The 15,486-nt window shown below is 65.3% G+C and carries 13 protein-coding genes; 3 read left to right on the forward strand and 10 right to left on the reverse strand.

Features of this window, described 5'->3' with window-relative positions:
• Positions 1-3: 3 nt before the first annotated feature.
• Positions 4-258: a type II toxin-antitoxin system RelE family toxin gene (locus LI72_RS07115; protein ID WP_033925036.1), complete on the reverse strand. Its 255-nt coding sequence runs from the start codon at positions 256-258 to the stop codon at positions 4-6.
• A gap of 46 nt (positions 259-304) precedes the next feature.
• Positions 305-1,000, reverse strand: a complete 696-nt coding sequence (locus LI72_RS07120) for a S24 family peptidase (RefSeq protein WP_156139548.1) — start codon at positions 998-1,000, stop codon at positions 305-307.
• 128 nt (positions 1,001-1,128) lie between these two features.
• Here LI72_RS07120 and LI72_RS07125 point away from each other — a divergent pair, with 128 nt between their 5' ends.
• Together LI72_RS07125 and LI72_RS07130 are read left to right on the forward strand one after the other, a co-directional pair.
• Complete coding sequence (locus tag LI72_RS07125; protein ID WP_033925038.1) at positions 1,129-1,314, forward strand: hypothetical protein; 186 nt, start codon at positions 1,129-1,131, stop codon at positions 1,312-1,314.
• Positions 1,311-1,643 (forward strand): hypothetical protein, encoded by a 333-nt coding sequence (locus LI72_RS07130; RefSeq protein ID WP_052129577.1) that lies wholly within the window; start codon positions 1,311-1,313, stop codon positions 1,641-1,643. The genes LI72_RS07125 and LI72_RS07130 overlap by 4 nt, the downstream gene beginning before the upstream one ends.
• Positions 1,644-1,688: 45 nt before the next feature.
• Here the strand turns inward: LI72_RS07130 and LI72_RS07135 are convergent, their stop codons facing one another.
• From LI72_RS07135 to LI72_RS07150, 4 genes are all read right to left on the reverse strand, one after another.
• On the reverse strand, positions 1,689-6,050 hold the full coding sequence (locus LI72_RS07135) for an LVIVD repeat-containing protein (protein WP_081984692.1): 4,362 nt from the start codon (positions 6,048-6,050) through the stop codon (positions 1,689-1,691).
• On the reverse strand, positions 6,031-7,860 hold the full coding sequence (locus LI72_RS07140) for a hypothetical protein (RefSeq protein WP_231562407.1): 1,830 nt from the start codon (positions 7,858-7,860) through the stop codon (positions 6,031-6,033). Before LI72_RS07140 ends, LI72_RS07135 begins: the two co-directional genes overlap by 20 nt.
• Before the next feature lie 348 nt (positions 7,861-8,208).
• On the reverse strand, positions 8,209-10,188 hold the full coding sequence (locus tag LI72_RS07145; protein ID WP_033925420.1) for a heme-binding protein: 1,980 nt from the start codon (positions 10,186-10,188) through the stop codon (positions 8,209-8,211).
• A gap of 97 nt (positions 10,189-10,285) precedes the next feature.
• The gene (locus tag LI72_RS07150; protein WP_033925039.1) at positions 10,286-11,668 is read right to left on the reverse strand and encodes a multiheme c-type cytochrome; all 1,383 of its coding nucleotides are present in this window, start codon (positions 11,666-11,668) and stop codon (positions 10,286-10,288) included.
• A gap of 266 nt (positions 11,669-11,934) precedes the next feature.
• Between LI72_RS07150 and LI72_RS19990 the strand changes: the two genes are divergently transcribed.
• Entirely contained in the window at positions 11,935-12,612 is a 678-nt protein-coding gene (locus tag LI72_RS19990; RefSeq protein WP_052129579.1) for a Crp/Fnr family transcriptional regulator, read from the forward strand.
• 24 nt (positions 12,613-12,636) lie between these two features.
• On the opposite strand, the gene LI72_RS18975 is transcribed toward LI72_RS19990, so the two are convergent.
• The 4 genes from LI72_RS18975 to LI72_RS07175 all read right to left on the reverse strand — a co-directional run bounded on the left by LI72_RS18975 (position 12,637) and on the right by LI72_RS07175 (position 15,484).
• Positions 12,637-13,293 carry a fasciclin domain-containing protein gene (locus LI72_RS18975; RefSeq protein WP_052129580.1) on the reverse strand — a complete coding sequence of 219 codons (657 nt, stop codon included), beginning with the start codon at positions 13,291-13,293 and terminating at the stop codon, positions 12,637-12,639.
• A 27-nt stretch (positions 13,294-13,320) separates the two neighbouring features.
• A complete protein-coding gene (locus LI72_RS07165; protein WP_033925040.1) occupies positions 13,321-14,106 on the reverse strand; it encodes an SDR family oxidoreductase in 786 nt (261 codons plus the stop codon).
• A complete protein-coding gene (locus tag LI72_RS07170; protein ID WP_033925041.1) occupies positions 14,103-14,486 on the reverse strand; it encodes a dihydroneopterin aldolase in 384 nt (127 codons plus the stop codon). The genes LI72_RS07165 and LI72_RS07170 overlap by 4 nt, the downstream gene beginning before the upstream one ends.
• A 101-nt stretch (positions 14,487-14,587) precedes the next feature.
• The gene (locus LI72_RS07175; protein WP_052129581.1) at positions 14,588-15,484 is read right to left on the reverse strand and encodes a class I SAM-dependent methyltransferase; all 897 of its coding nucleotides are present in this window, start codon (positions 15,482-15,484) and stop codon (positions 14,588-14,590) included.
• Positions 15,485-15,486 lie beyond the last annotated feature (2 nt).

The following is a 15,486-nucleotide window of genomic DNA, read 5'->3' on the forward strand; positions in this document are numbered from 1 at the left end:
ACCTCAATCATAAGCTCTGCCCCGAGGCGCGATCCGAACGATATGAACGACCACCCTGTCCTCGTTGAATAGCACCCGCCAGTCCCCGACCCGCAACCGCCACAACCTGTCCTCACCCTGCAATCGCTTGACCTGATTGGCTAGGCTGGCCGGGTCCTCGGCATATTGCGCGACTTTCGCCTGAATGCGTTTTGCGGTCGCATTGTCGATCGACAGCAAAGTTTTCAGCGCATCACGGGCATAAATGATCTGGCGCACATATGGAGGTTATAACGATTCGTTCCGAAATCCTATAACAAATCAGTTAGACCCGCCGTCCCGCCCAGATAACCCGCCCCACGATGCTCACGCTCTCTGGCGCGACGTCCGGGTAGCTCGGGTAGAGCGCGTTGTCCGACGTCACCGACAACCTGCCATCCGGCCGGAACGCCAGCCGTTTGACGATCAGTGCGTCGTCCATGCGCAGCACGTGGATGCCGTCGCGGCGGTGCGTTGCCGTGCCGCCGTGCATCGCGACCAGGATATCGTCGCCGTCGTTGAGTGTCGGGGCCATGGAATCGCCCTCGACCTGGATCATCGTCACTGCGTCCGACCCTGCCCCCAAGCGCCGCAGCCAGGCCTCGTCGAACGCGATCTCGGCCACCGGTGCCTCGTCGTCGGCCAGCGCGCCCGCGCCTGCCGAAGCCCCCACTGCCAGGCGCGGGATCAGCCGCATGCGCGCGGGCAGACTGCGCGGTATCCCGGTTCGGCTGCCGCCGCGCATCGCCCTGCCATGCGCCATCGGAGCGGCGTCATCGGGCGCGCCCAGCTGCTGCTCGCTCACCCCGAAGAACTGCGCCAGCAGCCACCGGTCGCGCTCGTCGAGCCTTTTGGGAGTCCCGCGCTTGATGAACTGCTGGATATAGGCCGGGTTCTTGCCGAGCAGCTGCGACACCCCGGCAAAGCTCACGCCCCGCGCCGCGATCAGCCGCTCCAGCGTCTGGCGAACATCATGCTCCATATCGGACATATAGCATCAGCAGCGGCATCTTCAAGGATATTTCCTACATTTCGCGAATCGCCTATAGGATAAATCCTAGTGTTCCTTTGCGGGTCCTTTCCCGCGTGTCGATTCGAGGAGAAAAGCCGATGCCGCTGTTGCGCCTGGTCGAGACATTCCTGCGCGAAACAGGGATGGCGCACACCCGCTTCGGGCGCCTGTCCGCGCGCGACCCGCGTCTGGTCGATGACCTGCGCCGGGGCCGCGAACCACGCGAAGACTTGCGTCAAAGAATAGAACATTTCATGAACATTTATCGACAGGAGCAGGCATGATCCACCAAAAGATTCGCCACGACCCCGCCACTGCGCTGATCCGCGCGGTGCTGACCCTCGCCGGCGGGGCAGCGCAGCTCGAGGAGCATCGCGGCACAGCCTGGGCCAGCGCCACCTTCACCGGGATGCGCCATGTGATGCGCATTTCGCTGGCAGGCAGCGACGCGCAAATGGTTGGCGAGTGGCTGGCCGGCATCCTGCCCGAGCATGAATTCACCATTGCCGGTCATCTGGTGGCGGATCTGGCGATTACCGAAGTGCACCGCCGCGAGGAAGGCACGCCTGCGATGATGCTGACGATCGAGGCGCTGACGGTCGAGGCGGACTGACGTCCGCCTCTCCCCTCTCCTACCCTGTCCCGTCCCTCGAAATCATCACTGCCCCCTGGCCGCCAGCATCGCCGGGCGCGGGCCCAGCCAGTCGGCCATCGTCACCGTGTCGCTCACCTTGTAGGGCCTGCCGCTGCGGTTGAGGAACAGCTTTTCCATCTCGCTGCGGGTGAACGGACGCGAGCCCAGCCGGCCGAAGATCGCCATCTGCCCGCCCGATTCATCAACCCCGCGATCGCGGTCCAGCCCCTTGGCCACCGCCAGCGCCGCCGATGGCGTGCGCGCAAAGGCGATCAGATCAGGCCGGGGATCCGGCGAGAAGCCATAGAAATTGGGCTGGCTCGATGGCGAGGTCAGCTGCAGCACCTTCATGCCGTTGCGGCCATCGGCCACGTACGCGAACAGCGTCGCGTTGGTCGAACCGACGATCACGTCCTCGGCATCGTTGAGCACCCCGCCCGCATTGTAGCGCATGTACTCGCGCGGCGCTTCCGGGTTGGTGACGTCCAGGATCACCAGCCCGTCCTGCTTGGCCGCGACATAGGCAAAGGTGCGCGCGATATACAGCTTGCGCGCATCGGCGAGCCGCACCGTGCCCGAGGGCACCGGCACCGGCTGTGCCAGCCGGGTGATGTCGAACAGCTTGATGCCTTCTGCATCGGTGACCCACAGATAGCGGAACTGCACCGCGCTCGCGCGCGCATCGGTGAGCGGCAGCACCGCCATCAGTTGCGGGTTGAGCTTGCTGTAGTCGTAGTCGCGCGGCGCATTGGCGGGCGGATCATCCGCCAGCCGCACCACGACCAGACCGGCATCGGCGGTGATATAGGCAAAGTCGCCAGCCAAGGTGATGTGGCGCGCGCCCTTCAGCACATTGTCCGGGTTCCAGGTGAGCGTCCGCTTGAAGAAGTTGTTGCGGAATTCGCCATCGGCCAGTGTGTCGATGTTGACCGCGATCAGCCCTTCGACGCTGTCGGTGACGAACGCGTAATGATAGACCGCGCGGAACGGCTGTTCCTGATTGGCCTCGCGCATTTCCGGCGTGTTGCGGCTGGGCGCGATCGGCTGGGTCGTCGCGATCGCCATGCAGGTGGCGTTCGTGGTCTTCACATGCGTGTCATGCCCCAGCGACGAGAACGGCGCGCGGATGATGCGTTCGGAAAAGCCCTTGTTGCCGATCGAGGCGATGTCATAGGCGCGGAAACCACCCTTGCCTTCCGCCACGAACATGTACTCGCCGCGGTTCTGCAGGCAGTTCACCCGGCCATCGGTACCCTGTACGACATTGGCAAATTCTTCGCGTGCATAGGTTTCGCCCGAGAATTTGTCGTCGAAGACCGGACCACGCGTCCAGTTCTTGAGCTCGCGACCGTTCTGCTCGACATGCAGCTTGTAGTAATCCGGATAGGCATAGCGGTGGAGATACGATCCGATCACCGCCTGGGGTTCATCCCATTCGGTCACGCGCACCGCCTCGAATCCGCCTTCCAGCCCAAACCAGCTGTTGAGGCCGACAAAGTTGACGAAATTGGTGCCGAGCAGCAGCAGCTGCGACATCACCGCATTGTTGTCGTTCGCCTCGCTCAGGTGACAGTCCGAACACTGCTTGGTCTCGGTCTTGCGCACTGTGTGCGGGAAGTGCGGCGCGAACGCCTGTGACGAGAAGCCCGGTGCCGAAATCGGCGGCTGCTGCACATAGATGCGTTCGCGGTTGATGTTGGTCGACGAAAGGATCAGCGCCGAGGTCGAGCGGATCGGGGCGATGATATTGCCCTTGCTGGTCTGGTGGCGACCGATCTGGAACATCTCGTCACGCGCGACCTGCGGGTTGTAGGTCGCATAGTTGCGCGTCTCGTCTTCCTCGTATTTGTGGACCTTGGCCTTCCAGTTGGCCTCGATCGGAAGATGGCAGCCGCCGCAGGATGTCGTCCAGCTGAGGTGGCAGGTGAAGCATGCCATCTCTTCGGTATTGTGCGCGCGGTCTTCCTTGGCGACCGCCGGGCCAAAGCTGTACTTGCCGGTGTCCGCACCCTGCTTGGCCATCAGCTTGGAGCGCGCGGCCTTGGGGTTGAAATCGGGGCTGTCGGGGTTGACCGCGTCCTTGACCAGGCTGACCTGCCACGACAATTCGGGGTCGAGCACCGAACGCTGGATCAGCACGCGCTTGCCGGTGGCGTCCTTCATCCACTCGAACCGGCGCTGGCCATCGGGATTGCGGATCAGCGCCAGGTTGTTGCCCTTGGGGCGCGCCGCCAGGTTCGACGTGAACAGCGTGGGGTACGCATCGGGCGTGCCATGGCAGTCCTTGCAGCCGATCTCGACCGCATTGGCGACCTCGCCATAGATCAGGCCGTTGCCGTGCCCGTCCTGACTGAAATGGCAATCGACGCACTGCATGCCAAGCTCGGCATGGATGTCCATCATGTGGACCGCCTTGCCGGGGTTGGTACCGACGGGGACGAACTTGCCCTCGCCTGCCTTGCGGAATTTCTCCGGATCGTCGGGCGAGACCATGTTGGCGGTGTCGGTACCCCATGTCGCCATATTGCCTTCCGCATCGAGCAGATTGCCCTTGCGGTCGCGCTTGAGGATCGCGCGGAAGTTCCAGCCATGGCCGTGATAATCGGCAAACTGCGTATCCTTGGCCTCGGTGTTGAGGTCATAGACGTTGCGGACGAAATCGATGTCCGACCACAGTCCGCGCGCCGATGCACCCTCGGGGTTGCGATCGAGCGTCGCGCGCACTTCCTTGGCGGTGGGATAATGCTGCTGCTTGTAGATCCGCTGATAGTCCTCTTCGGACATGCCCTCGGGCTTGGGCGCGCGGTTCTCCGGCCCCGGCCACATCAGCGGCGCATCGGATTCATAATCCCACATCGTGTAGCCGAGATAGCTGTTCAGGAAGATGTTGGGCTGGTGCATGTGGCAGTTCATGCACTGCGCGGTCGGGATCGCGCGGGTGAAGGCGTGCTTGAGCGGATGGCCCTTTTCCTTGAACGCCACCTTTTCGGCATGGCCGTCCTTGGCAGCATGGCCATCGCCGCTGCCCTGCCCATCCCCATGCGACGCGCCATGCTGGCTCGCGCCTTCGGCCAAAGTCGTGCCGTGATCGCCGCCATGGCCAGACTTGGACTCGCCGCCATGCTCTTCATGATGCTCGGCCGCATCATAATCGCCATAACGGCCCGGGCGCTTCTGGCCTTCGGTCAGCGTGTTGATCGTCGGATCATCGGTGATCGTCTGGCCGTCGCGGCCGTATTTGGCATAGACCAGGCTGTGGCGCGGCTCGCGGTCGTTGGCATAGACGACGTGGCACGCCGCGCAGCCCGATGTGCGATAGTCGCCCGGCTGGTCGTTGGTGCCCATCTGCCACAGGAACGGGTCGTTGAGGCGGGTCTTGTGGATGTTGAGCACCGGGATCGCAACGCGCAGGCCGGTGCCAGGGCCGCGGTTCGACTGCTTGAGGTCGGGACGGCCCGGCTCTTCCAGCCGCTGGATGATCCCGCCGATATTGGGCAGGCCGATTTCCGGGAAGGTCGGGTTGACGTTGCGCCCGCCGCGTTCGAACACGCGGAAGATGTCGCCCGGCGGAATGATGTGCCAGGTCGGCAGCGGGTACATCACCGGCAGTGCGCCGCGCGCCTTTTCCGCCGCGGTTACCGTACCGTGCGCCGCGCCCTCTTCGGTCGCCGCCGACTTGATCATCGCCGGTTTGCCATCGCGGGTGAAGCTCTCGCCGAAGATGTAGTTCTTGAACGGCACGATGCCGTTGTTATAGGCCGCGCCGCCCCACAGCATCGCGCCCGTCGCCATCAGCGACCGCTCGGAAGCCTCGATGATCTCGATATGGCAGGCGCCACAGGATTCGCGCACCACCCGGTAATCCGACGGGTTGACGAAGCGGATGAACTCGGGCGCTTCCTTGGCGAGCAGGGCATAGGACCGCTGCGGATTGGCCGAGGACGGCCATTTCCATGCCACCGGATATTTCGGCAGCACATGGCTCTTCATCAGCGCGTCCTGATACGGCAGGCTTTCGCGGCCCCAGGCGTTGTCGCCCATGATCGTGGCGTCGCCGCCATGGCAATCGGTGCAGCCCAGCACCACGGCGGGCGATGCGTGCATTGTCTTGTGGTCGCTGGCGGTGTGGCAGCTCTGGCAGCCCGCGCTCTTGGCGTCGGCTTCGGCCCATTCCTGGTTTTCGGGTGCGGGCGCCGTGAAGGTGTATTTGACCTTCTGCGCTTTCTCCTTGCCCGATGCCAGCAGCTGATCGGCAGGCAGCGCGGCAAAGGTGACGAGCAGCAGGCCCGCCAGCAGCAGCTTCCAGTTGAAGCCCCCCTTATTGAAGGCCCCCCGATTGAGAGCTGGCGCGTTGCCGCGCGCCCGGTCAGTACGCCAGAATTGCATTGAACAGCACCGAATAAAAGAGGTCTGACTTGCCGGATTGAGTGAACAGGTCGCGGAAACCCTTGGAAGGGTCGAACACCGCGCCGGAGAGACGGAAGACGAGGTTCTGGTTGGCGTTGGGGCGCCAGATCAGCGCCGCCGAAACATCGGTGCCGATCGAGCTGGGCACCGTGCCCTCCTGGCGCAGCGCCTCGATCGTGTCGGTCTTGTGGAACCACAGATGGTTGAGGTTGGCCGACAGCCGCGTCGTCGAGCTCAAGTCGAAGTCCGCACCCGCGCCCAGCAGCACCGTGCCGGGATTGTTGAAGTTGGACTGGCCCTGCTCCTTCGAGGAGCGCAGGTTGTTCAGGATGCCGTTGCGGGTGTTCACGCCGACCGCGCGGCCACCGCCGGCAAAGGGGATGACCTGGCGGATCCAGTAGCTGGTATCGGCGCCTGCGAAGATCGGGTTCTCGAAGATCGCGTCGAACCCGGCCTCGGTATCGTTGTACGGATTGCCGTCACCGCTGGCGAACAGCCCCTGCAGGCGGAAGCGTGCCCAGTCATTGTCGTAGCTGAGCTCCGCCGCGCCGAAATAGCTGCGGATGTCGGCCTTGCGGCTGGTGAAGAAGCTGTTGCGGTCCTCGCCGAACGCACCATAGGCCTGGCCGGTGATGTTGATCCGGCCAATGCGGCCATCGAGGGCATAGCCCAGATACACGACATCATATTCGCGGCTGCGCAGGTCGCCCAGCAGCGCCGGGCGCACCGGGAAGCCGTTGTCGTCGATCTTGAGCTCGCGGCCGCCTTCGCGGTTCATGTTGTAGGTCACCGACACCTGGCTGGTCAGGCCGACGATCGGGAAATCCTGGCGATAGAGGTTGGCGAAGAACACCCAGTCGTCGCGCGGAGTGTCGACGATGCTGTTGAGGCCCGAGTTGGTGTCCTTCTCCAGTCGCCAGAACGCACCGACATTGAACTGGAAGCGGTTGTTGTCGCGGTTGCCGAACAGGCGGATGCCCAGCTGGTTGTCCTGGAACAGGAAGCCGCGGAAATCGGCCTGCACCGGCTGGATGCCCGCACGCACCGAGATGAAGTCGTAGCGCGAGGTGTCGTACTGGCCGAGGTGATAGTCGATGAAGGCTTCCTGCACGCCCACGAAATGGTCGGTGCGTTGCGTCGGCCGCGAAGGTTCGACGAACAGGATGCGGCGTTCGTTCACATCGACATGGTTGACCTGCGCGGCCAGCACGAGGCGATATTCGATCGCGGGCGGCTTGTACGCGGTCTCGCCCTTGAGCAGCGAGAAGCCGGCGATCACCGTCTGCGCCAGCACCAAAGAATCCGCGCGGCCAAAGACATCGAGGCTGTCGGGCCGCGCGGTGGTCTGCACGCCCACCGGCGTCGGGAAGCTGCGCGGCTCGACCACGGTATCCGACACGACATTGGCGATGAAGAACCAGTCATCCTCCTTCAGGAAACCGGGACGCTTGCCTTCGGGCAAGGGTCGGTCGCCCTTGAGGATGTTCTGGTGATAGGGATCGAGCTTGGACCGGCAGACGTTCGACAGATTGGGGTACAGCCCATAGATCGACTGATCGCCGCCCTTCTTGGGGCACAGCGAGGTCACGATGCGCCAGCGGTCGGGCACCGGGAACTCGTCGGTCGGGAAGGCCTCGGGCGCGGGCGCGCGCACGGCCCCCGGATTGTCCTGCGTCACGCGCTCGGGCAGCTTCTTTTCGAGCCCCGGACGGCGGCGATCGTCGATCAGTGCCTCATCGGCATCGATCGTGTCGGCATCGGCGGCAGGCGGGGCTGGCGGCGGCGGCATGGCCCCTGCGCTGGCAGGGGTTTCCTGATCGGCGGCCAGCAGCAGCATGTCTGCCGAACCACTATCAAAGAAAAGGCTGTGGTCGGTGATCGCGCGAGGCGAGCTCAGCCGGTGCGGCGCGGGAGCAATCGCCTTGCGCACCAGCGCCGGAATGGTCGGGGTCGCATCGTCTGCCGCCAGCGCAATCCTAACCAGCGCCAGGTTGCGCCCCAGATCGGCAGCAGCCAGCGCGGCGACTGCGGTCTGCGGGCCGTGCTGCAGCACCGGCCCGGTGCCGGGCACGTCCTGCACATCGCCAGTCCCGGCGAAAGCCATCAGCGGGATCAGGGCGACGAGCGGCACGGTCATTTACAGACCCTCGCAGACGTTTTGGGTGTTGGTATCGAGGAACGGCGCAAACGGGCAGCTGACATAGCGGAGCCGCACCTGCGCATTGCCCAAGTTCACCACGACGCGGTCGGCGCGGCGATCGTTGGCGGCATTGCCCACCGTCCCCACGCGCTGCCCGCCATTGTTGAGGCCCAGGAATGCGACCATGTCGTCCTGGTCGATCCCGTCACCCGAAACCCCGATACCACCCACCAGGGTGTTGCCGCGGTAGATCGGCACGCCGCCGGGGAAGATCTGGATGCCGTTTTCCAGCCGGTTCTGACCCTGGGTGGTATCAGGCAATGCGGTGCAGCGCTGCGCGGTATCGGTTGGCGATGCGCCCGAGACGAACTGCGCATGCTGGATGATATTGGCGGCGACGAGCTGCACCTGCAGCCCGACCGCGAACGGATTGAAATCGTCGATTGGCCGCGACAGCGGTCCCGGCGGACGGCCAAGCTCGCCATCGGGGAAATAGGGCCGCGCCAGATTGCCGACGCTGCGGTTGCCATAAGCGAAATTGCCGGTGAGCGCAGCCGGATCGCCGAGGAAGGTGCGCATCGCCGCAACGAACGGGGCGACCCCGCCGCCGGCCGCCAGCAGGTTGGAGGCGGCTTGCGGATTGGAGAAGAACATCGCGGTGCGCGCCTTCTGCAGCGACACATCGGTGCCGAAGATCGGCGCATCGGGCGAACGGACAATGCCGAGCACCTCGCCATGCGTATCGACGACCGAGATCGTCGCCTGCATCCGGCTGTCAAGCGGGCGGCGGATCTGCGCGCGCGCGCGGGTCAGCACGATGAATGCCTCTTCCAGGATCGCGCGGACCTCGGCGGCGCTCAGCGGCTGGCTGACCGAAATGGTGTCGGTACCGGCACGGATCGGAAAGCGCGGATTGCCTGCGCCATCGGTGAGGATGAAGGCGTCGGTGTTGGCAAACTCGGCCGCGCGCGCCGCGCGGATGCCCGAGGCCTCGGTGCCGTACGGCGTGCCCGCAATGATCGCTGCGGTGCTGTAGCCGCGCACCGCGATCACGCTTCCCGCGCTGCCGTTGATCGCGGCGAAGTTGGTCGAGAGCGGACCGATGTCGCTCGCCAGTATGTCGCTGAACCGCAAGGTCGTGCCATCGACGGTGATGCGGTCGGCACGGATCGCCTCGGCCGCAGCAAAGCCTTGCGTCCCGGCAAAGGCGATCGCCTCTTCGGGATCGATATCGCGGTCGAGAATATTGGGATCGAAGCCGTAATCGCCATCGCCCATCACGCCGATCGCGCCGACAACCACGCCATTCTTGTACAGCGGCAGCCCGCCCGGGTCAGCGGCAAGGCCCAAGGGCGAGCGCTTGGGGCCGATCAGTGCGCTCGATCCGCCCGCCGCCTGGAAGCGCGCGGACAGGTCCGAACAGGGCAGCTGGCTGAACTGCACGCCGAACAGCGGCCCGCTCTCCAGACCGCGCGTCGAGGGCGCGGGCGGGAAATGCTGCTGGACGATCTGGCTCGCCGTGCGGCTGGAAAACGCGTTGCCGCCGCTGGAGAGATAAGCGCCGGTCACCGCCTTGGAGATGGCGGCCATTTCGGCGGGGACATCGAGACCCTGGGCATCGACCAGCGGGCTGTTGAGCCCCGCCTCGGTCATCGCGCTGGTGCGGGCGAGCGCGCGGGCGCCGTTCATGCGGAATACGCCCAGCACATTGCCGACGCGGTCGACCACCGCGATCACCGAAGGCAGGTTGCGCCGCTGCGCCTCGCCCACCGCCTGTGCGATCACCTGCTGCACTTCGCCGACGGTCAGCGATTCCTGCGCGGGCGCGGTGAAATTGCCCCCGGCGGGCGGCGGCGTGGGATTGGGCGTCGGGGTCGGGCTGGGCGCGGGCGTGGTGCCGCTGCTGTTGCCGCCCCCGCACGAGGTCAGCACCAGGGCCATCGCCGCCAGCGACGTCGCCATCTTGCCAAAACGCATCATGCAGCAAAACTCCGCACACATGCGACCCGGCCCGACATCACTGAACTGAACTCACCAAAACGTCCCACTCTGGTCATCTCCCTGCCAGCCGGTCTTATTGCAGCGACCGGATGGTGCGCACGGCCCCGCCCAGCGCCCGGCGGAATTCCAGCGGCTTGTAGGCATTGGGCTCCGCGACGGCGGCATAGGCCTGGTTGATCTGCGCTCGCAGCGAGGTTGCGGCGCCCCCCGACACCTGCCCCTGCGTCACCAGCCCGCTGAGCAGCGTATCCACGGCCATCACCGCCTGCACGCTGCCTTCATAATCGGTAAACCGCGGACTGATTGCTTCGCTGGCGATCGATTCCATGATCGCGAAGGTCTGCGCGCGGGTGAAATCGCTGCGGCTGAAGCGATCGGCCAGCGCCATCGCGGTCTGGCGCAACCGGTTGGCGGCCTCCACCGCCGGGCCCCGGCCCTGCGCCATCGCTGCGTGGAATGCGCGTGCCTGGCCTTCGTACTGGCCGGCCAGCTCGGGCGCGGCGATCCGCACGGCGGCCGAGAGCATGATCATGTTCTCGTCATTGTACGGCGGCATGCCGGTCGGGATCGGACGGCCGGGATTGGCGATCTTGCTTGGCCGCGCATCTTCCTCATCGAAGATCCGCCGGTGGCAGCTGTGGCAATCGAAGAAATAAAATTCGGGGAAGACGCCTTCCTGGCCGATGCCGGGCTTGCCGAACAGGCTGAGCGAGCGTTCCAGCGCGATCGCCTGGCCCACCGCCCACATCCGCATGGAATTGGGCTTGCCCTTGCGCTGACGGTAATCGGCGTCCTCGTCATGGTGCTGGGTCAGCGTCGAGAACAGGTCGAGCTCGAAAGCGATGCGCGGATGCCCCGCCGCCATGATGCGGTGATTGACGAACTGGCCCGGCGCATCGTTGCCCAGATGGCAGTCGAGGCACACGCCGGCGCGGGCTTGGGCGCTTTCGAGCGGGATCAGACCCTGCGAAACGTTGCGCGCGTGGCTGGTGCCCGTGGCATAATGACTGGAGAGCCAGCCCGATGCCGCGCCATGGCAGGCCTCGCAGCTGACGCCATCGCTGGCCTGATAGCGCGGACCCTTGGCGGCGGCGGGCGTGGAATGGCAGCCCAGGCACATTGCGGCCGATCGCGGATCGCCGATCCCCAGCTTCTTGCCGATTGCCAGACTGCGCGGTTCGCCAAGAACGCGATAGGCGCGGGCATGCGCCCCGCCCGGCGTCGATTCTTCCTGCCAGCGCCACAGCTCGTCCTGGCGGACGACTTCGCCATCGGCCTCGTTGCGGCCGTGGCAGGTCGATCCGGCACAGCTGCCGACGCCCATGTGCGTGCCGCGCGCCGGACCAGAGGCCTGCGCCTCCAGCCTTTCGGCTCCAGCAAGATTGGCAATGAAGAAAGCGCCGATCGCCATGGCAAGGCAGGCCACACCGGCAAATGCGGCACGGAATCCACCCACGCGTAGAACGGCCAAGAGCCCTGATTTGTGCATCGTCGCTTTAACCCCCGGCTTCGCGAGAAACCGGCCCCCGATAGACTAACGATGCGACCCCTTAGTCTTGTCTTGCGCACCTTATCGCCGGTTCCCCGGCCAGTTTCAAGGCCATCCTTGGCAAAGCGCGGAAAAAACCGGCGGACCGCCAGCGAACGCCGCATCGCCCCGCGTATCGCTTGCCGCAACGCAGCATATGCGCCATTCTGCCCATGGTTTTAGGAGTGTGGGGCATGGTGCTTGGATTGGGATTTTCAGATGGCGCCTGGCTGGGGCATCTGGCGTTCATGATCTTGGCGATCGCGCTGATCGCCCCGCCGATGCCGTGGATGCGAGTCGGCATCGTGCTCTCGTCGATCGCGGGGCTTGGATATGCGCTCGGCTTTGCCAATGATCTGGGGCTGGCGCTGTGGTTCATGGTGATGCTGGTGATCGGCGCATCGATGCTGCTGCGCTATCTGATGGCCGAACGCAATTCGCGCTTCTCGTCCGAGGAGGAAGCGCTGCGCGCCAGCTTCATGGGCGAGATGACCCGTGCCGGCGCCCGCCACCTGATGGACCAGGGCAACTGGATCACCGGACGCGCCGGCGAAGTGCTGATCAACGAAGGCGAGGCGATCAGCCACCTCTTCTATCTGCACGATGGCGAGGCGGAGATTACGCTGCACGGCAATCATGTCGGCCAGGTGAGGAGTGGTGACCTGATCGGCGATGCCACCGCGCTGAGCGGAGAACCGGCCACCGGAACCGTGCGCCTTGCCAGCGACAGCCGCTTCTGGTGCGTCTCCGCGCCGAAGTTGCGCCAGTATCTGGAACTGCATCCGGACGCGCGCACCGTCATCGAGCGGCAGATCAACAGCGCGCTCGACCGCAAGCTGCGTGCCGCCAACGCGGCGCTCGCCGGCGGCTGACGCGTCAGCAATACAGCCGGGTGCTTATTCGCCCGGCGCTGCTGCAGCGGCGGGGGCTGCGGGCGCTTCTGCCTGCTTGGAGCGTTCCTGCGGGCCGAGCACCGAATCGATCACATGCACCATGCCGTTGCTGGCCTTGAGATCGCCTTGCGTGACCGATCCGACATTGCCGCTGGCGTCGGACAGCCGTAGCTGATCGAGCTCGACCGAGACATTGAGCCGCTCACCTTCCAGCGTGACGATCTCGACGCTGCCGCCCTTGTCCTTGATCTGCTTGCGCAGGTCCTCGACGCTGAGGCGGCCGGGAATCACGTGATAGTTCAGCACCATCGCCAGCCGGCCCTTGTTGGCGGGCAGCAGCAGCTCGGCCAGCGTATCGACGCCCAGCTTGTCGAACCCGCCATTGTCGGGCGCAAACAGGGTCATCGGCTTTTCCGCCGCCAGCGCCGCATTCAGCTCTGCCGCCTTGATCGCGCGCGCCAGCGTCGAGAGATCGGGATTGCGCAGCACCACCTCGTCGACACGCAGGATCGCGTCCGCTTCCTCGGCGGCGGCGGCATCCTGTGCATCCAGGCTGGCGGCATCGACCCGCTTGACCGGATCACCGCCACCATCCTGACTGCCACAGGCCGAAAGCGCGAGGGCAAGCCCCAGAAGGGGTGCAGTGGCAGTGAAACGCATGGTGATCTCCAATGTTCGGGCGAGCGGTCAGGCCGGATCGTGCTTGTCGAGGAAAACGAAATCCCGCTCCATGCTCAGCATATGGGCACCGCCATCGACGAAAAGCAACTGGCCGGTGATGGCAGGCTCGCTGGCAAGGTAACGCACGGCGCGGGCGATGTCTCCCGGCGTCGACAGACGATCGAGCGGCATCCGCGCTGCGAGCCGCGCCATCTGGGCCTCGTCATAGTCGTCGGTCGCCAAGGTGAGCCCGGGAGCGACGCCATTCACCCGCGCGCGCGCACCGAAAGCGCGGGCCAATGTGCGGATCGATTCGGCCAGCGCCTGTTTGGAAAGCGTATAGGAGAGCTGGTCGCCATTGGGGTTGCGCACCCGCTGGTCGATGATCTGGACGATGGCGGGGCACTCCCCCTCGCCTGCCGCCGCCACCACCGCCCGCGTCAGCAGCACGGGCGCGAACAGATTGACCGCAAAATGGTCCTGCAGCGCCGCAGCGCCCATCGTGTGCCAGTCGTCATATTCGAACAGCGACGCATTGTTGACCAGCAGTGTCGGCGCACGCCCGAAATGACGGGTCACCTCGGCGAGCAGCCCGTCGGGCGCGGCGGGGTCTGCCAGATCGGCGGCAAAGCCGTGCCATGGCGTCGCGCATTCGGCGAGGGTATCGGCCAGCGCGGGCTCCGGCTGGAGGTCGCTGCGCCCATGCAGCGCCAGTGCCCATCCCGCGCGCGCCAGTTCCGCCGCAATCGCCCCGCCGACCCGGCGCATGCCGCCGGTCACCAGCGCGACAGGAGGCATCGGGTGGCCGCTCATCGGCGGGTCCGCGTCAGCGTGATGCCGATCGATTCGCCGTTCTCGGCGATCGCCAGCTTGATGATCTTGAGCTTGATCCTGATGATGCGCGTGTCCTGCAGGAACAATGTCTCGATCACATGATCGGCCACCGCCTCGATCAGCGTGAAGTGCACGCCCTGCGGCAGCGCACTCGAAGCCGCGTGCTTGAGGTCCATGTAGTTCTTCGATGCCGACAGCGGCGTATCGGGCGCGTAATGGTCCTGCGCCAGCATCTCCACCGCGATGGTGAAGCGCAGCGGCTGGGGCAGCTTGGTTTCCTCGGAATAGATGCCGGTGAGGACGTTGACGTCGAAATCGGCAACTTCGAGAATCAGGCTATCGGGAGTATTGTCGGTCAACGTGAGGGCCAGTTCTGTATGGAGAGCGACGACGTCCGGAGATGCCGGGCGGTCGTGAATATCCCGGCGCGTTCGCAAATTGTGCGCCGCAAGGCAAGCGTTCAGGCGTTCGACCAGCGCGCAAAGATCGCCGTCGGCAGCAGGCGGCCACCCGATTGTTCGCGCACCGCGAGCTCTCCGACCTCGATCTTGCCGGGCAGATCGGCAAAATGCGCTGCAAGCAGCTCGCCCAGCGCCAGCGCCGACATGCGCACCGCATAGACGGTGAGGAACAGGCAGGCCGACCGCTCATCGAGCAGCCGGCGGCAATCGGCGATCAGTGCCGGCAGATGCTCTTCGAGCTTCCACACCTCGCCCTCGGGCCCGCGCCCGAACTTGGGCGGATCGAGCAGGATCGCGTCATAGCGCTTGCCTCGGCGAACTTCGCGCGCGGCAAACTTGACGCAATCATCGACCAGCCAGCGGATCGGCAGCGCCTCCATGCCGGACAACGCAGCATTGACCCGCGCGGCCGCGACCGATTTCTTGGAGGCATCGACATGGGTGAGTTCGGCCCCTGCCGCCGCCATCGCCAGCGTGCCGACGCCGGTATAGCCGAACAGGTTGAGCGCCCTGGCTCGTTCTTCACCCTGGTGGTCCGCGATATGCCCGCGCAGCCATCGCCACACCGGGTCCATGTCCGGGAAGAAGCCCAGATGCCGGAACGGGGTGTTGAGCGCGGTGAGCCGCACCTCTTCCCAGGCGAGCGGCCAGCCCTCGCGCGGCACGTTCGCCTCCAGCTGCCAGCGCCCGCCGCCGTCCTCGTCCGATCCGGGGATGAAAGCCCCATCGGCATCCCAGTCGGGCAGCGTCGTCGGCCACATCGCCTGCGGCTCCGGGCGGATGAAGCGATAAGGCCCGTAAGCTTCGAACTTGCGCCCGCCGCCGCTGTCGATCAGCGTGTAATCCTCGCGCGGTTCGCCGATCATCAGCACCGGTTGCGGATCGAGCTTGGCCATGC

Source organism: Sphingomonas sp. 35-24ZXX (genome assembly GCF_000786215.1).
GTDB lineage: Bacteria > Pseudomonadota > Alphaproteobacteria > Sphingomonadales > Sphingomonadaceae > Blastomonas.